This window comes from Limnohabitans sp. TEGF003 (assembly GCF_055395455.1).
Map to the genome: position 1 here is coordinate 813723 of NZ_AP029225.1, position 19766 is coordinate 833488.

Consider the following 19766-nt stretch of genomic DNA (forward strand, 5'->3'; position numbering starts at 1 on the left):
CGGGTGTTCAGTCAAAACCCAGCAGGTCAAAAATGTCGCGGTCTTTCATGGGGATGGACGGCAGCGGGTCGGCACCCAGCCACAGCGCGGCGGCCAGCCGCATGTACTCGTCTTGCACGGCTTTCACAGCCGGTGTGGGCTCGAGCTCGAACAGGGTGCACTTTTGCAAACGGCTCTTGCGGATCTCGTCGAGCATGGGAAAGTGCGCCATGGTTTTGAGACCGGTGACCGCGTTGTACTTGTCGATCTGGTCGGTCGCGTCGCTGCGGTTGGCGATCACGCCGCCCAAACGCACGTTGTAGTTTTTGGCCTTGGCACCAATGGCTTGGACGATGCGGTTCATCGCAAAGATGGAGTCGAAATCGTTGGCCGTGACGATGAGTGCGCGGTCGGCGTGTTGCAGCGGGGCGGCAAAACCGCCGCACACCACATCGCCCAGCACGTCAAAAATCACCACATCGGTGTCTTCGAGCAGGTGGTGTTCTTTCAGCAGCTTCACCGTCTGGCCGACCACGTAACCGCCGCAGCCGGTGCCCGCGGGTGGGCCCCCGGCTTCGACGCACATCACGCCGTTGTAGCCTTTGAAGACAAAGTCATCAAGGCGCAGTTCCTCGGCATGGAAGTCCACCGTTTCGAGCGCGTCGATCACGGTGGGCATGAGTTTTTTGGTCAGGGTGAAGGTGGAGTCGTGCTTGGGGTCGCAGCCGATTTGCAGCACGCGCTTGCCCAACTTGCTGAAGGCCACCGACAGGTTGGACGAGGTGGTGCTCTTGCCGATGCCGCCTTTGCCGTAGACCGCAAACACCTTGGCAGTGCCGATCTTCACCGTGGGGTCCATCTGGAACTGCACGCTGCCCTCGCCATCGGCCCCACGGACCCTCTGGATGCTGTTCACCGGGATGCTGGTGGTTTCGATCATGCTGGGAGTCCTTCGTGTATGCCTTCAAGGCGGTCTTCAAGTTCTTCACCGGCCCGCAGCAAAGCTGTCATGGTTTCGGCGTCGGGTTGCCAGTACTGGCGGCGGGTGGCCTCCAGCAGGCGGTTGGCCACTTTGGCCGATGCGGTGGGGTTGAGCTGGGCCATGCGCTCGCGCATGGCGGGGTCCAGCACAAAGGTCTGGGCCAGTTGCTGGTAGACCCAGGGCTGGACTTGTCCTGTGGTGGCCGACCAGCCCATGGTGTTGGTGAGGTGGGCTTCGATCTGGCGCACGCCTTCGTAGCCGTGTTGCAGCATGCTTTCGTGCCACTTGGGGTTGAGCATGCGGCTGCGGGTTTCCAGGGCCACTTGTTCGGTCAGGCTGCGCACCACGCCGTCACCTTGGGTTTGGTCGCCAATGAACACAGGTGGCGCTTCGGCGGCGTTGCCGTCACGCTGGTGCTTGGCCTGCAGCACGGCGCGGCTGATGCCACCCAAGGTGTCGAAGTAGGTGTCGATGCTGGTCACGCCCAGCTCCACCGAGTCGAGGTTTTGGTAGGTGAGTGAGACACTGGCCAGCGCGCTTTGCAGCACGGCGGTGTTGCGCACCGGGCGACCTTCGCGGCCATAGGCAAAGCCCTTGCGCTGGGTGAAGGCGTCGCCGAGTTCGTTTTCGTTTTCCCAGCAGCTGCTGTCGATCAGGTGGTTCACGTTCGCACCGTACGCGCCCTCGGTGTTGCCGAACACGCGCAGCGCGGCGCACTCCATGTTGCTGCCTTCGTGTTCGGCCAGGTAGGCCAGCGCGTGTTGGCGCACAAAGTTTTGCTCAATGGGTTCATCGGCGCTGGCCGCCAAAAACGCGGCTTCGGCCAGCAGGCGGATTTGCATGGGCAGCAGGTCGCGGAAGATGCCCGACAAGGTGATGACCACGTCGATGCGGGGGCGGCCCAACTCGGCCAAAGGAATCAGCTGGGCCCCTGCCAAGCGGCCGTAGCTGTCAAAGCGCGGTGCGGCACCCATCAAGGCCAGGGCTTGCGCCATGGGGCTGCCTTCGGTCTTGAGGTTGTCGGTGCCCCACAGCACCATGGCCACGGTCTCGGGCAGGGCCTGGTGGTCTTGCTGGTAGCGGGCCAGGAGCTTGTCGGCCTGGCGCATGCCATCGCGCACCGCAAAAGCCGATGGCATGCGGAAGGGGTCGAGGCCGTGCAGGTTGCGCCCGGTGGGCAAGACGTTGGCGTTGCGGATCAGGTCGCCGCCGGGGGCGGGTTGCAAATAGCGGCCGTCGAGGGCGCGCATCAGGCCTTGCATTTCGTGGTCTTCGCCCAGCAGGCGGTTGCTGCGCACCAGTTGGCGCAGCGTCTCGGCTTGGGCTTTGTCGCCAGCGGGCAGCTCGGTGCTGAACTGTGCGCTCAGTTGCGCTTCGCTGGCACCGTCGACCAAGGCCTCCATCAAGCTGGCGTTTTGAGCGCCGGTCAAGCCCATGGCGTCGGCCATGACTTGGAGGGTGCCCAAGCGCTGCTCGCGGGTGGGGGCTTGGCCCATGACGTGCAGGCCTTCGGGGATCAGGGCGTATTCGAGTTCCAGCAACTGGTTTTGCAGTTGCTCGATCCAGGCGGTGGGATCGGCCGCCTGAATGGCTTGAACGGACAAGTCGATGCTCTGCGCTTGTTCGCGGATCAGCGTCGTGAGGCTCTCGCGGTCCTGCGCCTGGTCCGGGCCCATTTGTTGCCAGCGCTCAATCGACTGCTGCAGGCTGACCAGTTCTTTGTACAAGCCCGAATGCGTGAGCGAGGGGGTGAGGTAGCTCACCAGCGTGGCCGCACCCCGGCGTTTGGCCAATGCGCCTTCGGACGGGTTGTTGGCGGCGTACAGGTAGATGTTGGGCAGCGCACCAATCAGGCGGTCGGGCCAGCACTGGGCCGACAGACCGGTTTGTTTGCCCGGCATGAATTCGAGTGCGCCGTGCGTGCCAAAGTGCAGCACCGCGTCGGCGGCGTAGTCGTCGCGCAGGTAGCGGTAGAAGGCGCTGAAGGCGTGGGTGGGGGCGCAGCCGGTTTCAAACAGCAGGCGCATCGGGTCGCCTTCATAGCCAAAGCCCGGTTGCACCGTGACCACCACCTGGCCAAAGTCTGCGCCGAGCACAAAGATCGACTGGCCGTTGGTCAAATGTTTGCCGGGGGCAGGGCCCCACTGCGCTTCGATCTCGTTCAACCAGCGTTCGTTTTGCACGTGGTGACCGGTGTCGATGGCGTGCAGCACATTGGCTTGTGTGCCGTACTGGCTGGCGTTGCCTTGCAACAGGCGGTTGCGCAGATCGTCCACGCTGTCCGGCAATGTGACTTGGTAGCCTTCGAGCGACAAGCGCTGCAAGGTGTTGAAGAGCGACTGAAAAACGGAGAGGTAAGCGGCCGTGCCCACGCTGCCCGCATTGGGCGGGAAGTTGAACAGCACGATGGCCAGCTTGCGCTCGGCGCGTGGTTTGTCGCGCAGGCGCACCAGGCGCTCAACGCGGGCGGTGAGCATCTCGGTGCGTTCGCTGCAGGTGAACATGTCCTGGCTGCGCGGGCCGCTCGGGAAGGTGCAGCGCTTGTCGCAGCCGTGGCAGGTTTGACCGGCGGGCCCGGGACGGCCGCCGTAGACCATGGGCAAGATCGAGCCGTCGAGTTCGGGGATGGCCACCATGATGGTGTTTTCCACCGGCAGCAGGCCACGGGTGGAGTCGCCCCATTGCTCGATCGATTGGAATTCGAGCGGGTGTGCGGCGATGTAGGGCACATCGAGTTCGCTCAGGGCCACTTCGGCGGCGCTGGCGTCGTTGTAGGCCGGGCCACCGACCAAGGAAAAACCGGTGAGCGACACCAAGGATTGGATCTTCGCGCCCGTGCCTTGCTTGAAGAAACGGTCCATGGCCGGGCGGGCGTCCAGGCCGCTGGCAAAGGCGGGGATGACGCGCAGGCCGCGCGCTTGCAGTGAATGGATGACCGCGTCGTAATGCGCGGTGTTGCCGGCCAGCAAATACGAGCGCAGCAGCAGCAAGCCCACGGCGGGCTGGTCCTGGCGGCCGTGGCCAGGCAGGTCGCTCAGCTGCTCGCTGATGCGGTTTTTCATCTGTGGGTGGTACAGGCCGACCTCGGGGTATTCGATCGGATCTTCCGGTTGGGCCAGGGCGCGCAGCGGCTCGCGCGGGCCTTGGGCGTAGCGGTGCACCAAGGTTTTGACCAGGTGCTCGATGTTGTGCTCGGAGCCGGCCAGCCAGTAGCGCATGGTCAAGAAGAACAGTCGCAGGTCTTGCGCGGTGCCGGGAATGAAGCGCAGCAGCTTGGGCAAGCGGCGCAGCATGGCCATTTGCTTGGCCCCGGCGCTGGACGGTGCGCCCGTCTCGGAGCCGGTGTCTTTGTTTTTGGCGCTGGGGCGCAGCTTTTTGAGCAAGGCCATCAGGCCGCCCGATTCGCGGCCCATGACCAGCTTGCCCATGCGGGTGAGCTGCGTGACTTGCGGGGCTGACATGATGCAGACCATGGCGTCGCAATGGTCGCGGCGTGCCTGCAGGGCGTCCAACACCGGCAGGAAATGGTCTTCCATGAAGAGCATGGTGACGATGACCAAGTCGGCTTGCGCCACGGCGGCGAGAGCCGCGGCCAGGGCTTGGTCGCTGTCGCGCCAGGCCGAGGCGCTGTGGGTTTGCAGGTGCAGGCCGGGCAGGTCGCGGGCCAGACGCTCGGCGGCGCTCTCGGCGGCGCTGGCCAGGTGGCTGTCCATGGTCAGCAGGACCACGCTCATGCGTGGTGTTGAGGCGGCCTGTTTACCGGCTGAAGTGGGCTTTGGCATCGTAGAGCGTCTCCACGGTGATGGTCGCCACGCCCAGGTCTTGGGCAAAACGCTCGGTGTTGCGGCGGGCTTTGCCCCGCACAAAGAACGGGATCTTGCCCAGCTCTTTCTCGGCTTCCGTGCTCCAAGTGGCTTGGTTGGACGCGGCCGGGATGGGCAATTCGATGGCCGTGGGGGTGGCCATGACCGGTGTGTCGCTGCTTGGGGGACGAGCGGTTTCGGTCGCAGGCCGCGTGCTGCCCAAATGCGAGGGCGCAGCACCAGCGTGGAACTCGAAGTCTTCGCGGAACATGCCGATCAGGTGTTCTTCCAGGCCCATCATCAGCGGGTGCACCCAAGTGTCGAACAACACATTCGCGCCTTCAAAACCCATCTGCGGCGCGTAGCGGGCAGGGAAGTCCTGCACGTGCACCGGGGCGGAAATCACCGCGCAGGGAATGCCCTGGCGCTTGGCGATGTGGCGCTCCATTTGGGTGCCCAAAATCAGCTCGGGCTGCAGCGCGTTGATTTGGGTTTCGACTTCGAGGTAGTCGTCGGTGATCAGGGCTTCGACGCCGTAGCGCTTGGCACAGTCACGTACTTCGCGGGCAAATTCGCGGCTGTAAGTGCCCAGGCCCACCACCTCAAAGCCCATCTCTTGGCTGGCGATGCGGGCGGCGGCCACCACGTGGGTGGCGTCGCCAAAAATATAGACCCGCTTGCCGGTCAGGTAGGTCGAATCGACCGACTTGGCGTACCAGTGGGCGTGGGCGTTGCTCGGGTCTTGTGCGGGTTGGGGCAGGCCGGTGAGCGTGCAGACTTCGGCGATGAAGTCGCGTGTGGCGTGGCTGCCCAGGGGCACGGTCTTGGTGTAAGGCTGGTCGAACTGGCGCTGCAACCACTGCGCGGCGGCCAGGCCAATTTCGGGGTAGAGCACCACGTTGAAGTCGGCCTCGGCCAGTTTTTGCACATCGGCCACGCTGGCGCTCAAGGGCGCGACCACGGCAACATCGACACCGAGTTGGTTCAGCAGTTGCGTGATTTCCTTGACGTCGTCGCGGTGGCGAAAGCCCAGGGCGCTGGGGCCCAGGATGTTGCAGGTGGGTCTGACCTTCGCGGGCTTATCGGCGGCGGGTTTGTGCACCAGGTGGCGGCACAGTTGGTAAAAGGTTTCGCTCGCGCCCCAGTTTTCCTTGCGCTGGTAAGAGGGCAACTCCAAGGCCACCACGGGGATGGTCAGTTGCAGGGCTTGGGCCAAACCGCCCGGGTCGTCCTGAATCAACTCCGCCGTGCAGGACGAGCCCACCAACATGGCAGCGGGGTTGAAGCGCGCCATGGCTTGGCGTGCAGCGTCCTTGAACAGCTCGGCCGTGTCACCGCCCAAATCGCGCGCCTGGAAGGTGGTGTAGGTGACGGGCGGGCGGCGCGGCAGGCGCTCGATCATGGTGAACAGCAGGTCGGCGTAAGTGTCGCCTTGCGGGGCGTGCAGCACATAGTGCACGTCCGTCATGGCGGTGGCCACGCGCATCGCGCCCACATGGGGCGGTCCTTCGTAAGTCCAGAGCGTCAGTTGCATGGGGTGTTCCTGCGCTTTCAGGCGGCCAGCTTCAGGCGGCGCTTGAGCGGGCGGCTGAACAGTCCGGCCAAATCGGCCGCTTGTTCGTAGCCCTGGATGGGGGTGAAGACCAATTCGATGGCCCACTTGGTGGTGATGCCTTGGGCTTCGAGCGGGTTGGCCAAACCGAGGCCGCACACCACGAGGTCGGGGGCATCGGCGATGCAGCGGTCGAGCTGCAGGTCCACGTCTTGGCCTTCGCTGATGCGGGTGCCTGCGGGGATGAGCGCCAGTTCGGCGGCCATGTGCTGGCGGTGCAAATAGGGCGTGCCCACTTCCACCAAATCCATGCCCAGTTCGCGGTGCACAAAGCGCGCCAACGGGATTTCGAGCTGCGAGTCGGGGAAGAAGAAGATGCGCTGGCCTTGCAGCATTTGGCGTTGTACGGCCAGGGCTTTGTCGGCGCGTTGGCGCAGGGCGGCGGTGGCTTGTTCAAACACCTCGGCGGACACACCAAACTCGGTGGCGGCCGCTTGCAGCCAAGCGGTTGTGCCTTCTACGCCGAGTGGAAAGGGCGCGGGCAAATGCTGCGCGCCGCGCGACTGCAGGGCGCGGGCGGTGTCGGCCAAGAAAGGCTGGGCCAACAAATAGCGGGTATTGGGCCCGACCACCGGCATGGCCTGGCTGTTGCGCGGCGGGAAGAAACTGACCTGCAAACCCATGCGATCGAACAGGCTGCGCATCTGGTCTTCGACCACATCGGCCAAGGTACCGACCACCATCAGGGCGGGGGCGGTGTCGGTGCTGGCGGGCAAACCAGGAACCATGGCCGCCAGGCAAGCGTCTTCGCCTTGGGTGAAGGTGGTTTCGATGCCGCTGCCCGAGTAATTGAGCACGCGCACCTTGGGGTGGTGGATCTGGTTTTGGCGCTCGGCGGCGCGCGACAAATCGAGCTTGATGACCTCGGACGGGCAAGAGCCCACCAAAAACAACAAGCGGATGTCGGGGCGGCGCGCCAGCAACTGGCCGACCACCCGGTCGAGTTCTTCGTGCACATCGGCCAGGCCCGCCAAATCGCGTTCGTCGATGATGGCGGTGCCAAAGCGGGGTTCGGCAAAGATCATCACACCGGCGGCCGACTGGATCAGGTGGGCGCAGGTGCGTGAGCCCACCACCAAAAAGAAGGCGTCCTGAATCTTGCGGTGCAGCCAGATGATGCCGGTCAAGCCACAAAACACTTCGCGCTGTCCGCGTTCGACCAAAGGCACGACGTCGGTGCAACCAGCAGTTTCTGCGCGGATCGGGATGACGGTGCTCATGTGCTGGCCTGTGCACCCGTGTCGGGCAAAGAGGTGGAGGAAGGTTGTTTTTGCAGCCGCGCCATGCGCAGCTTGCGGATGTACTGCGCGGCATTGATGGCGTAGCTGCCGTACGCGGCCAGGGCCAGCCACAGCAAGTCGTTGGCGCTCCAAGCGCCTTGCCACCAAGCCCAGACATAGGCGGTGTGAAGGGCCATGACCCCCATGCTGACCACGTCTTCCCAATAGAAGGCGGGGGCAAACAGGTACTGGCCGAAGACCACTTTTTCCCAGATGGCGCCGGTGACCATGATGGCGTAGAGCACCACGGTCTTGAGCACCACCGAGGCCAGGGCCCAGTCGGTGTGCTCGCCGGTTTGCAGGCTGCGCAGCACCAGGTACAAACTGATGCCGAAAATCAAAAACTGCACCGGGGCCAAGACGCCTTGCACCAGGGTCCAGGCGGTCGCGTCACGCCGGGCGCGTTGCGCTGGCGTGTACAAAACCGGAGTGGAGGATGCGGGCATGGAGAACCTGGTTGGGTGGGTGGGCTTGGGATGAATGTAAGTCTGGACATACAGTGTGTCAACATAAATTGACAATATTCTCGAATTCTAGGGTTTACACTAAATACAAGTCTTCCCAACCCACTCACACTCAAGCCTGTGTTGTGCAGGGGCCTTCCGGTGCCCGGCCCAATGCAACTCTTGCGACGAGCACTCCGATCTCCAGGAGCCTGCCGCTGGTGTATCCCTCTGATGATCGGTGCTTGTCATGGCTCAATTCAATGTCGAAAACTCGCAGTCCCCGCCCTCCGGCCCCGGACTGACGCACCACTGGCCCGAAGCCTTGCGGCAGGTTGCGCCTGTGGGCCCACGTTTGGTGGGAGGCACCACCTTTGCCGGCAAGTCGGCGCTGGACATGGCGCAAATCCAGATCCTGGCGCAAGCCTGTCTGCAGGGCCTGGATGCGGCGCGCCAGGTGGTGTTCGGCTGGCAGCGCCAGGGGCAGTCACTGGAAGACATTTACCTTCAAGGCATCACGCCCTGCGCCCGTTTGCTGGGCGAGTGGTGGAGCGCCGACCGGCTCGATTTCGCCATGACCACCATCGCGTCGGCCCACTTGCAGCAGCTGCTGCACGACTTCAGCAGCGAGTTCCTGCAGGAAGCGCCGCGCCAGCCCAACGGGCTGAGCCTGCTGTTGCTGACCGAGCCGGGGGCCCAGCACAGCATGGGGCTGTTCATGCTCAGTGAGTTCTTCAAGCGTGCCGGCTGGACGGTCACCGTGGGCGTGCCGCAGGATGTGGCCGAATTCAAACGGCTGTTCCAGTCGGACTGGTTTGATGCGGCAGGCATCTCGGTGAGCACCGACCGGCACCTGGACACCCTGAGGACGCTTTTGCCGCAGTTGCGTGACAACTCGGACAACCTGAGCTTGCGGGTGTTTGTTGGTGGACCGATGGCGTTTGTGGCCCCTGAGCGCCTGCAAGGCCTGGCTGCCCAGGTGCTCGCAGAAGACGCGCCCACCACAGTGACGCGCATCACGCAAGCTATGTCGGACGCGGCTGTGAGCGTGAGCTGACGGGCCCTGTGTGTGCGTTTGAATACATTGAAACCGCAAGGCCAAGCGTTTTTCTGCTTATATTAGCCTATACTTGTATGACAAATTCAAGTGTCAATTTCCTGATACTCAAACGCAGTTGGTTTACAGCATGAAGCTTCCCTCATTGGACCCGTCCACCTTGTCCCAGTTGCTGGGTGTGGTGTCCGACGTCACCTTGGTCATGGACCTGCAAGGGGTGGTCGAGGATGTCTCCACTGGGCGCGACACCTTGGCCACACTCGGCTGCCAAGCCTGGGTCGGGCGTCGCTGGATCGACACCGTCACCACCGAAAGTCGCATCAAAATTCAGGAAATGCTCCAGTCCAAGGGCACACCCGACTTCATGCGCTGGCGGCATGTGAACCACCTGTCCCCTTTGGGGAACGAGGTGGCCCTGCAATATGTGCTTTTGCCGCTGGGCGGCAGCAAATTGCTGGCCCTGGGCCGCGACCTGGAAAGCCTGGCCGAGCTGCAGCGCCGTTTGGTCGAAACCCAGCAGTCGATGGAGCGGGACTATTTGCGCCTGCGCCACATCGAGGCGCGTTACCGCGTGCTGTTTGACACGTCCTCCGAAGCGGTGCTGATGGTGGACGCCAGCACCCAGCGCGTGCTGGAAGCCAATGTGGGCGCGCAGTCCCTGCTCAAGGATGCGGGCAAACGCCTGGTGGGTCGCGACGTGCGTGAGTGTTTTGAGGCCGACAGCCAAGGCGAAGTGCAGTCTTTGCTGCGCATGGCCTTGGCCACGGGTCGTATCGAGATGTGCTCGGCCCGAGTGGCGGGGCTGCCCTCCGCCTGGACGGTGTCGGCCACGGTGTTTCGCCAGGAGGGCGGGGCGCAGTTTCTGGTGCGCCTGGTCACTCGCGACGCTGTTGCGGCCCCCTTGCATGAGGCTGGGTCGTCGGCTGCACTCAGCGAGGCCATGGAACGCTTTCCGGACGGCTGGCTGCTGACCGACACCTCGGGCACAATCAAAAGCGTCAACGAAGAGGGCATGGCCTTGCTGGGCCTGACCGCCTCCTCGCAAGTGGTGGGCCAGAACCTGGAGCGCTGGCTGCAGCGTGGCGCGGTGGACTGGGGCGTGCTCAACACCAGCTTGCGCCAGCAGTTGCCGGTGCGCAATTTCGCCACCGAGGTGCGCACTTTGTCGGGCATGACCTTGCCGGTCGAGGTGTCGGCGGTGTGCCTGAGCCGGCCCGAGCCGATGTACGCCTTTTTCGTGCGCGACATGGACCGCCGCCTGCAAGGTGGGGCGTCTGTGGCGCAAAGCCACATCAACCCATTTGCCGATTTGTCCCAGCTGGTGGGACGTCGCCCCATCAAGGACATTGTGGGCGAGACGGTGGACACCATCGAGCGCCTGTGCATCGAGGCCGCGCTGGAGCTGACCCACAACAACCGCGCCTCGGCGGCGGAAATGTTGGGTTTGTCGCGCCAAAGCCTGTACGTCAAACTGCGCCGATTTGGCATGGTGGCCGAGGCTGAAGCCGACAATCCTTGAAGGATGTCATTTTGAGTTGACGATAAGTGTCAATCTTGATTGACATTTTGAAAACTCTCTTCACAATGGGGGCATGGACACCCCGCCACTCGCTCTGACACCCCCACGCACCCGGCCTGCGCTGGGCACGGTGGCGGAGTTCCTCAAACCGATCACCTGGTTTCCGCCCATGTGGGCTTTTGCCTGCGGCGTGGTGGCTTCGGGCCAGGACTTGGGGGCCCACTGGGCTTTGCTGCTGCTGGGTCTGGTGCTGACGGGCCCATTGGTGTGCGCCAGCAGCCAGGCCGTGAACGACTGGTTTGACCGGCATGTGGACGCCATCAACGAACCCAACCGCCCCATCCCCTCGGGCCGCATGCCCGGGCGCTGGGGTTTGGGCATCGCCATCGCCTGGACCGCGCTGTCGCTGGTCTGGGCCACGCTCATGGGGCCTTGGGGCTTTGCGGCCTGCACCCTGGCCATTGCCTTGTCCTGGGCCTATAGCGCACCACCCGTGCGCCTGAAAAACAACGGCTGGTGGGGCAACGCGGCCTGCGCCTTGAGTTACGAAGGACTGGCCTGGCTCACCGGCACGGCCGTCATGCTGGGCGGGGCCTGGCCGGGGCCGCACTCGGTGGCGCTGGCGCTGCTCTACAGCGTGGGGGCACACGGCATCATGACGCTCAACGATTTCAAGGCCATTGAAGGCGACCGCCGCATGGGCGTGGCCTCGTTGCCGGTGCAGCTGGGCGCGCACGGCGCGGCGCGCATGGCCTGCGTGTTCATGCTGGTGCCGCAGCTGGCGGTGACCCTGTTGTTGGCTTATTGGCAGCTCCCTTGGCATTCGGCGGCTGTCTTGGCCTTGGCGGTCTTGCAGCTGCCCTTGATGCTCAAATTTTTGCGCCAACCGATTGAGCGCGCCTTGCATGTCTCGGCCTTTGGTGTGCCGCTGTTTGTCAGCGGCATGATGGTCAGCGCCTGGGGGCTGCGCCAGTTGAGCCTGCTGCAAGCAAGCGTGGGGCTGGCATGAACACACCCCTGAACGCTGCCGTGTTTGGCTGGTTCCAGATCATCCGCCTGGGGCTGATCCAGGCCTGTCTGGGCGCGGTGGTGGTGGTGACCACGTCCACGCTCAACCGCATCATGGTGGTCGAGCTGGCGCTACCGGCTTTGCTGCCCGGTTTTTTGGTGGCCTGGCATTACGCGGTGCAAATGGTACGACCGCGCATGGGTTTCGGGTCAGACAAGGGGCGGCGCAGCACGCCCTGGATGATGGGCGGCATGCTCGTGCTGGGCGTGGGTGGCGTGATGGCCGCCTGGGCCACGGTGTGGATGGCCACGCAGCCGTTTTATGGCGCACTGCTGGCCTGGTTGTCTTTCGGCCTGATTGGCTTGGGCGTGAGCGCCTGCGGCACTTCGCTGCTGGCGCTGATGGCCAAGCGGGTGCCCGACGAGCGCCGCGCGCCCGCGGCCACCACCGTGTGGCTGATGATGATTGTGGGCTTCGCCGTCACGGCCGGGGTGGTGGGCAAGTTGATCGACCCCTACAGCCCGCAGGTGCTGCTGCATGTCTCGGCGGGCCTGAGTCTGCTCACGGCCTGCATCACGGCGCTGTGTTTGTGGGGCCTGGAAAAAGACGGCGACCCCGCCACGGTCGTGGCACCGAGCACCGAACGCCTTCAAAAACAGAATTTCAAAGAGGCTTTTCAAGAGGTCTGGGCCGAGCCTGCGGCGCGCACCTTTACCGTGTTTGTGTTCATGTCCATGCTGGCCTACAGCGCGCAGGATTTGATTCTGGAGCCTTTCGCGGGCGCCGTGCACGGCTTCACGCCGGGGCAAACCACGCAGCTGTCGGGCTGGCACCACATGGGCGTGCTGATCGGCATGCTGGCGGTGGCCGGGGCCGGTTCGCGCTGGGTGGCGGGGCGCCTGGGCTCGGTGCAGGCCTGGATGGTCGGCGGCTGTCTGGTGTCGGCGCTGGCCACGCTGGGTCTGGTCAGCTCGGCCGTGTCGGTCGATTGGCCGCTCAAGGCCAACGTGGTGTTTCTGGGGGTGGCCAATGGCGCGTTCTCGATCGCGGCGATTGCCACCATGATGCGACTGGCGGGTGAAGGTGGCCCGGGCCGCGAAGGCACGCGCATGGGTTTGTGGGGCGCGGCGCAGGCGGCGGCCTTTGGTTTTGGGGGATTGCTCGGCACCGCAGCCAGCGATCTGGCCCACGCCGTGTTGGGTGAACAGCGCACGGCCTATGCCGCCGTGTTTGGCATGCAGGCGCTCATGTTTGCGGTGTCGGCCGCGGTGGCTTCGCGCCTGCGCGCCGGGCCTGCACAGCGCCAGCGTTTGCGTTTGGATGGTCCCGTATTGCTGAAAGGTGGGTCAAGCTCATGAACCAGACCGATTACGACTTCGTCGTGGTGGGGGGCGGGCCTTCGGGAGCCACCGCCGCACACGATTTGGTGCGCCAGGGATGGCGCGTGTTGTTGCTGGACCGCCAGGGCCGGACCAAGCCTTGTGGCGGCGCGATCCCGCCGCGCCTGATCCAGGACTTCGATATTCCTGACCACCTGCTGGTGGCCAAGGTGCGCTGCGCCCGCATGATCTCGCCCGCCGACAACAAAGTGGACATTCCGATCGACAACGGATTTGTCGGCATGGTGGACCGCGACGAGTTCGACGAGTATTTGCGCGAACGCGCTGCGCAGTCGGGGGCGGTGCGCTGTCAGGCGATTTTTGACAAGTTGGAACATGACGCCAGCGGCCAGCTGTGGGTGCATTACACCCCGGTCACGCCCAAAGAGCATGCTGCCGCCGAGCATGCCCATCCGGTCAGGGTGTCCACCCGCATGGTGGTGGGGGCTGACGGTGCCCGCTCGGAAGTCGCGCGCCAAGCCATTCCCAATGCGCACAAAACCAAGTATGTGTTCGCGTACCACGAGATCATCGAAGCGCCCGTGGGTCAGCCCGGCTATGACGCGGCGCGCTGCGATGTTTACTACCAGGGTGAGGTCTCGCCCGACTTTTACGGCTGGGTGTTCCCGCACGGCAAGACCATGAGCGTGGGCATGGGCAGCGCCGACAAAGGCTATTCGCTGCGCAGCGCCACGGCGCGTTTGCGTGAAATTGCGGGTCTGACCCATGCGCCCACTTTGCGCCGCGAAGGCGCGCCGATTCCGCTCAAACCGCTGCCCCAATGGGACAACGGCCGCGACGTGATCGTGGCGGGCGATGCGGCGGGTGTGGTGGCCCCCTCGTCGGGCGAAGGCATTTACTACGCGATGGACTGCGCCCGGCGCGTGGCCAAGGCCGCCGATGAGGCCCTGAGAACCGGCAACAGCGCCTGCCTCAAACAAGGCCGCAAGAGCTTCATGAAGCAGCACGGTCGGGTGTTCTGGATCTTGGGCGTGATGCAGTACTTCTGGTACCAGAACGACCGCCGCCGCGAAAAGTTCGTCAAGATCTGCGAAGACCGTGACGTGCAGCGCCTGACGTTTGAGTCTTATATGAACAAGGAACTCGCACGCAAGGACCCGATGGCCCATGTGCGTATCTTCCTCAAGGACATGGCCCATCTGCTGGGCCTGGCACGAACGTGATGCCCTGGGTGCGTTGGCACACCGGACCCGCAGCTGGGATCCGGGGACAATACCGCTCATGAACAAATCTGCTTGGACCCGTTTGGCGGTGGCCTTTGCGTTGAGCTATGCCACGGCGGGCATTGGCGCGGCCTTGACCGAATTGGGGCCGTGGTACTTCGCGCTCAAGCACCCGGCCTGGAAGCCCCCTGATGCCGCGTTCGGGGTCATCTGGACCACGATCTTCAGCTTGTGCGCGATCAGCGGCTGGTTGGCCTGGCAGGCGGCCGACACCGTCGCTTTGCGTCGGCGCGTGGCGGGGCTGTTTGGCGCGAACGCGCTGGTCAATATCCTGTGGAGTGCGCTGTACTTCAAACTGCAGCGCCCTGACTGGGCCCTGTACGAAGTGGTGTTGCTGTGGCTGTCCATCCTGGCCCTGATCGTGGGGCTGTGGCGTCTGTCGCGCTGGGCGAGTTTGTTGCTCATCACTTACTGGGTCTGGGTCAGCATCGCCGCCGTGCTGAACTGGCAAACCGTTCAGCTCAACGGACCTTTTGTCGGTCTCGTGTAACACCGGGGGCTCCAATCTGCCTGGGTCGGTGGTTCAAAAGCAGTTGGTTTGAAGGCGTCGGGCCCACTGTGCAGGTGAGGGTTGACGCCTTGCCCTGGCAGCCCACCCGCCAGGGCTAGGGGTTTGCCATGCTTGTTGCAGCAGGGCAAAAAATCTATAAAGCAATCTGCAGCAGCGGACCGGCATGCTATGTTGCTGGCGAATTGACGCCCCGGTTTTTACCTTCCCCAAGGGTGACACGCTCGTGCTGCAAGGAACGCGCATGTCTGAGTTCAATGGCTTGGGTGGTCAATCGAATGGTTTGAAACGGGCCAACAACCTGCCAGAGGATTGCAAGGAATCCCTGCTGGCAGTGATCGAAAAGCAGATCATTCCCCGATTGCTCAATGTGCAGCAATTTTTCCCCGCCAAGGCCAAGGCTCTGAGCGAGCAGCTGCCAGCGGGCGAACTGCCCGAATTTTTGGCGTTCACCCAACACTGTCTGAGCGGCGATGGCTTGAAGGCCAACCAGCTTGTGGATGCCTTGATGGCCCGGGGTTTGGCGCATGACCGCATCTTTCTGGAATTGATCACCCCCGCTGCCCGCCACCTGGGGGTTTTGTGGGAGCAGGATCTGTGTGATTTCACCCAGGTCACGTGTGGCCTGGCCTTGATGCACCAGATGATTTACCGCTTGGGCTACGAGTCACCCGCCGGGCCCAGCGTCGAGGGCGAGAGCGAGCGGATCATGCTCGCCTGTGCGCCGGGTTCCCAGCATTTTTTGGGCTTGACCATCGTGGCCGACTTTTTCCGTCAGGCCGGGTCCGAGGTGGTGCTGGAAATCTCGTCCTCCGAGTCCGAGTTGCTGCGGGCTGTGGCCAACGAATGGTTTGATGTGGTGGGCATTTCGGTGGCCCTGGAGGCGCAGCTGCAGACCTTGCCGGCTTTGATTGGGCATTTGCGCGAAAGCTCGGGCAACCCCAAGGTCCGTGTGGTGCTGGGGGGGCCGATTTTCATGATCCGGACGTTCGACCCGCATGAGCTGGGTGCTGACGCGATCTTCACGGATGCGCGAGAAGCTGTGGGCGCCGTCAAGCACCTGGTCCGCGCCCGCTGAACTGTGCCAGCGGTCGCTGCTTTGCATGCCCTGCTCAACGGGGAGTGCACCAGCGCAGGATGTGCTCGGCCGTGCCCTGCGGGTCCTGTTCATGCGCCAAATGGCCCAGCCCGGGCTGAATGTGCTGGCGGGCTTGCGGCAAGCGCTGGCAGGCTTCGTCGGCCAAGGCGGGGGGCACGGTTTGGTCTTGTGCGCCGATGTGCATGAGCACCGGGTTGCGGATTTCGTGCAGGCGCGCAGCCAGGGGTTTGAGCCGCCAGGCTGCCATCATCGACAGCACGCCGTGCACATGGCCCGAGTCGCTGAGCACGCGGGTGTAGAGCTCGATGCCTGGCGCGTCCAGCGTGGAGCCGGTGCGCGCGATCCACTCGGCCACCGCGCCGGGCTTGGCCGCGAGCTTGGCGGTGGCCCAGGCCGAGAGCGGGTTGAGCGCCGCCAATTTCGCGGCCGGGCCGAACAACCACGAGGCCACACCCGGCAGCGGCAGCCAGGCCGGGTTCAGGCCGATCAAGGTGCTGCGCGAGGCGCTGTCAAAGTGCAGCGCCATGTGCGCGGCAATGGCGGCGCCCGCCGAGTGGCCCACGATGACCTGCGGCGTGAGTTGCAGTTGCAGCATCAAGGCCCGCAAGCCCTCGGCCATGCCGGGCAGCGACAGCGCGCCCTCGGGACCTCGGCTGGTGAAAGCGTGGCCGGGCAGGTCGGGCGCGACCACGGTGAAGTGCTCGGCCAGCGCGGGCATGAGGCCACGCCAGCTGAAGTTGCCCGAGCCGGTGCCGTGCAGCAGCAGCATGCACGGGCCTTGGCCCATTTGCTGCACATGCCACTGGATGCCGCCCGCTTGCACGAAGCGGCTGTGCTGCGCATGGGGCCAGTGGCTCCGGTGTTCGGCCCAGGCCATGCCGGGGTAAAAACTTTCAAACATGGCGGGTCATGCGCTGGGGTTGCGCACGCGTTCGATGGCGTGGGCCATGCGCTGCGACTGCACCTGCGGCATGGGCAGGTAGCTCGCGCCCATGGTCGCGGCCAGTTGCTGGGCCTGTACATCGGGTTGCATGGAGGTGTCTATCCACAAGGCGCGGTGGCCGCTGGCGCGCCACTGCTGGCCCCAGCTTTGGGCGTCGGTTTGGGCTTGGGCGCGGCCGCCCAGGCCTTGCAGCGTCACGTTGGCGCGGCCGTCGCTCAGCACCACCAGGATGGGTGTGACGCCTTGGCGCTGCAGCTGGGCCGCTTGTTCGTGCGCCATCTTCAGGGCCAGCGCCAGGGGCGTGCCGCCGCCACCGGGCAAGCCGGTCATGGCGCGTTTGGCGCGCACCAGTGAGCGGGTCATGGGCAAGAGCAGCTGCGCCTGCGCGCCCCGAAAGGCCACGATGCACACGCTGTCGCGCCGGGCATAAGACTGCTGCAACAACAACTCGACTGCGCCTTTGGCCTCGGCCAGGCGCTGCAGTGCGGCGGAGCCTGAGGCGTCGAGCGCCAGGATCAGGCAGCTGGAGGCGCGCTGCTGGTAGCGCTGGATGTGGAAGTCTTCGGCGCGAATCGCCACGCGGCCGGTGCTGTGCGCTTGCCGCAAACGCTGCTTGGGCGCGGCGGCGCGCAAGGTGGCCAGCACATGCAGGCGCGCCTGACCGCCGGGGCGGCCCGGGCGCGGGGGCAGGGGGCGGCCGCGCTGCGAACCTGCGCGGGTTTGGCCGCTGCGGCCCGAGGTGTGGTGGCTGGCCGCGCCTTGGCGCGTCATCAGCGCGTCGAGCATGTGGGGCGGCAAGCTGGCCAGGGCGGCAGCGACCATCATCTCTTGAAGGTCTTCGGCGCTGGGTTCGGCGTTCTGTTCGGGCGGTGGGCCGGGGTCTTCATCCTGATTTTTTTCAGCTTCGCTCTCAGGCGCTGGGTTGCCGTTGTCTGGTGTTTCTGGCGGTGGTGTGCCGTCCTCTGGTGGCGCCGGTTCTGATTCTTGTGCAGACGGCTCGGCTGGCCATTGCGTGGCGCGGGGGGCCAGCACGCAGCGCGCAGCAAAGCCCAGGTCGTCGGTGTCCAGTGTGCTGCGCCCGTTCAGCGCCGCATGGCCGCAGGCCACGCGCAGCGCCAGGCTGGGCACGCGCAAAGAGCCAATGCCCAGTCCCCAAGCGGCGGCGCACAGGGCTTGCATGTGTTCGTCGCTCGCTTGAACTTTTGGGAGCTGTTCGCGGGCGCGGGCCAAAGCGCCGGGGCTCAGGCGAATCTGCAGGCCGTCCGATTCGCTGTCGCCCTGCCACGCCGCGTGGATGTCGCTGGGCGAGAGTTCGTGCAGGTCCAGCCACACGCCCAGGCGCTCGGCCAAGGCCGCGCCCACGCCGGGTTCGTCGGGTAAGGATTCGTCGAGCGCGACCATGCCAAAACGGGTGGGCGTGGGGGCGGCGCTGTGGCGGGTGGGCGGCACCTGGCCTTGTTCGAGGGCTTGCACCAAAGGCGCGAGCAGGGCGGGCGACAGGCGCTCCGCCATGGGCAGGCACACCAGGCCTTGGTCGGCTTGTTGCAGCAAGCCCGCTTGCATGTGCAGCTGACCGGTTTGCAGGGTGTGGGCCAGGTCGATGCCGCCCAGCAACCGCTCGCTGTCCACAGAGCCGGGTACTTTCACCCAGCCGAGCCCCAAGCCCGCCAGCGCTTGCAGCCAGCGCTCGCGCACCGGGCCGTGCGGCGCGCGCAGACACACACCGCCAAAACCCAAGGGGTCCAGTTGCAGCAGCTGCAGCGCGGTGAGCGCGTCGTTCCAGCGCTCCAGCGGGTCGGAAGGCGTGGACGGTGGTGGGGCTTCGCGGGCCATGCGTGCAGCCAGTTCAGGCGGCCAGCACTTCTTGCAAGCTGCGCTGCACGCGCGCGCCCGAGTCGGTGTCGTCCAGCGGGTTGCGGCGCAGGCGGTGGCGCAGGGCCAGCGGGGCCATGCTTTGCAGGTGCTCGGCCTTCACGGCTTGGTGGCCTTGCAGCGCGGCATACGCCCGGGTGGCGCGCAGCAGCGTGAGCTCGGCGCGCAGACCATCGGTGCCCAGCTGCTGGCACAGGCGAGCGCACAGCATCAGCATGTCGTCGCTCACCTGCACCTCATCGAGCAGCTCACGCGCTTTGAGGATGCGTTTTTGCAGTTTCTGGTTGTCCTTGTGCCACAGCGCCTTGAAGGCGGCGGGGTCTTTGTCGAAGGCGTCGCGGCGTTTGATGATGCTCACGCGCAGCGCCAGGTCTTGCGGCGTTCGCACCTGCACCGACAGGCCAAAGCGGTCCAGCAGTTGCGGGCGCAGCTCCCCCTCTTCGGGGTTGCCGCTGCCCACCAGCACAAAGCGGGCGGGGTGGCGCACGCTCAGGCCTTCGCGCTCGACCAGGTTCTCGCCCGAGGCGGCCACGTCGATCAGCAGGTCCACCAAGTGGTCGTCGAGCAGGTTGACCTCGTCGATGTACAAAAAGCCCCGGTGCGCCTGGGCCAGCAGGCCGGGCGCGAAAGACTTCACGCCTTGCGACAGGGCTTTTTCCAGATCGAGTGCGCCGACCACGCGGTCTTCGGTCGCGCCCAAAGGCAGGTCGACCACGGCCACGGGTTGGCGTTCGGTTGGGGTTTTGGCTTTGGGGTCGCGGGCCTGGCAGACCGGGCAGGCGCCTGCGGGCTTAGCCGGGTCGCAGCGGTAAGGGCAGCCTTTGACGACCGAAATCGGAGGCAACAGGTCGGCCAGGGCGCGCACGGCAGTCGATTTGCCCGTGCCCCGGTCGCCCAAGACCAGCACGCCACCGATCGAGGGGTCGACCGCCACCACCTGGATGGCGAGGGTCATTTCATCTTGACCAACGATGGCCGCAAAAGGGAAGGTCAATGCCATGGGGCGTTCCGCAAAACTGTTCTCGGCCCATCATCCA

General features: G+C 64.9%; 15 protein-coding genes. 7 read left to right on the forward strand and 8 right to left on the reverse strand.

Annotated features, from left to right (window positions below):
- Positions 1-7: 7 nt before the first annotated feature.
- Genes bchL through bchF form a run of 5 tightly spaced genes read right to left on the reverse strand, consistent with a single transcriptional unit; the run spans position 8 to position 8102 of the window.
- Positions 8-919, reverse strand: coding sequence for a ferredoxin:protochlorophyllide reductase (ATP-dependent) iron-sulfur ATP-binding protein (gene bchL, locus ACZ5RT_RS03940; protein WP_019429120.1), 912 nt, complete (start codon positions 917-919; stop codon positions 8-10).
- Complete coding sequence (locus tag ACZ5RT_RS03945; RefSeq protein ID WP_464453573.1) at positions 916-4743, reverse strand: magnesium chelatase subunit H; 3828 nt, start codon at positions 4741-4743, stop codon at positions 916-918. Before ACZ5RT_RS03945 ends, bchL begins: the two co-directional genes overlap by 4 nt.
- Positions 4718-6298, reverse strand: a complete 1581-nt coding sequence (gene bchB, locus ACZ5RT_RS03950; RefSeq protein ID WP_464453574.1) for a ferredoxin:protochlorophyllide reductase (ATP-dependent) subunit B — start codon at positions 6296-6298, stop codon at positions 4718-4720. The genes ACZ5RT_RS03945 and bchB overlap by 26 nt, the downstream gene beginning before the upstream one ends.
- A gap of 17 nt (positions 6299-6315) precedes the next feature.
- Entirely contained in the window at positions 6316-7596 is a 1281-nt protein-coding gene (locus ACZ5RT_RS03955; RefSeq protein WP_464453575.1) for a ferredoxin:protochlorophyllide reductase (ATP-dependent) subunit N, read from the reverse strand.
- Entirely contained in the window at positions 7593-8102 is a 510-nt protein-coding gene (bchF, locus tag ACZ5RT_RS03960; RefSeq protein WP_464453576.1) for a 2-vinyl bacteriochlorophyllide hydratase, read from the reverse strand. Before bchF ends, ACZ5RT_RS03955 begins: the two co-directional genes overlap by 4 nt.
- A gap of 247 nt (positions 8103-8349) precedes the next feature.
- Between bchF and ACZ5RT_RS03965 the strand changes: the two genes are divergently transcribed.
- The 7 genes from ACZ5RT_RS03965 to ACZ5RT_RS03995 all read left to right on the forward strand — a co-directional run bounded on the left by ACZ5RT_RS03965 (position 8350) and on the right by ACZ5RT_RS03995 (position 15893).
- The gene (locus tag ACZ5RT_RS03965) at positions 8350-9156 is read left to right on the forward strand and encodes a cobalamin B12-binding domain-containing protein (RefSeq protein ID WP_464453577.1); all 807 of its coding nucleotides are present in this window, start codon (positions 8350-8352) and stop codon (positions 9154-9156) included.
- Between the two features lie 130 nt (positions 9157-9286).
- On the forward strand, positions 9287-10675 hold the full coding sequence (gene ppsR, locus ACZ5RT_RS03970) for a transcriptional regulator PpsR (protein ID WP_464453578.1): 1389 nt from the start codon (positions 9287-9289) through the stop codon (positions 10673-10675).
- Positions 10676-10748: 73 nt separating this feature from the next.
- The gene (gene chlG, locus ACZ5RT_RS03975) at positions 10749-11684 is read left to right on the forward strand and encodes a chlorophyll synthase ChlG (RefSeq protein ID WP_464453579.1); all 936 of its coding nucleotides are present in this window, start codon (positions 10749-10751) and stop codon (positions 11682-11684) included.
- On the forward strand, positions 11681-13042 hold the full coding sequence (locus ACZ5RT_RS03980) for a BCD family MFS transporter (RefSeq protein WP_464453580.1): 1362 nt from the start codon (positions 11681-11683) through the stop codon (positions 13040-13042). The genes chlG and ACZ5RT_RS03980 overlap by 4 nt, the downstream gene beginning before the upstream one ends.
- On the forward strand, positions 13039-14247 hold the full coding sequence (locus ACZ5RT_RS03985; RefSeq protein WP_464453581.1) for a geranylgeranyl diphosphate reductase: 1209 nt from the start codon (positions 13039-13041) through the stop codon (positions 14245-14247). Before ACZ5RT_RS03980 ends, ACZ5RT_RS03985 begins: the two co-directional genes overlap by 4 nt.
- A gap of 58 nt (positions 14248-14305) precedes the next feature.
- Positions 14306-14797 (forward strand): TspO/MBR family protein, encoded by a 492-nt coding sequence (locus ACZ5RT_RS03990; RefSeq protein ID WP_464453582.1) that lies wholly within the window; start codon positions 14306-14308, stop codon positions 14795-14797.
- A gap of 262 nt (positions 14798-15059) precedes the next feature.
- Complete coding sequence (locus ACZ5RT_RS03995; protein WP_464453583.1) at positions 15060-15893, forward strand: cobalamin B12-binding domain-containing protein; 834 nt, start codon at positions 15060-15062, stop codon at positions 15891-15893.
- A gap of 34 nt (positions 15894-15927) precedes the next feature.
- On the opposite strand, the gene bchO is transcribed toward ACZ5RT_RS03995, so the two are convergent.
- Genes bchO through bchI form a run of 3 tightly spaced genes read right to left on the reverse strand, consistent with a single transcriptional unit; the run spans position 15928 to position 19729 of the window.
- The gene (gene bchO, locus ACZ5RT_RS04000; RefSeq protein ID WP_464453584.1) at positions 15928-16815 is read right to left on the reverse strand and encodes an alpha/beta fold hydrolase BchO; all 888 of its coding nucleotides are present in this window, start codon (positions 16813-16815) and stop codon (positions 15928-15930) included.
- A 6-nt stretch (positions 16816-16821) separates the two neighbouring features.
- A complete protein-coding gene (locus tag ACZ5RT_RS04005; RefSeq protein WP_464453585.1) occupies positions 16822-18690 on the reverse strand; it encodes a magnesium chelatase subunit D in 1869 nt (622 codons plus the stop codon).
- 13 nt (positions 18691-18703) lie between these two features.
- Positions 18704-19729, reverse strand: a complete 1026-nt coding sequence (gene bchI / locus ACZ5RT_RS04010; RefSeq protein ID WP_464453586.1) for a magnesium chelatase ATPase subunit I — start codon at positions 19727-19729, stop codon at positions 18704-18706.
- Between the last annotated feature and the right edge of the window lie 37 nt (positions 19730-19766).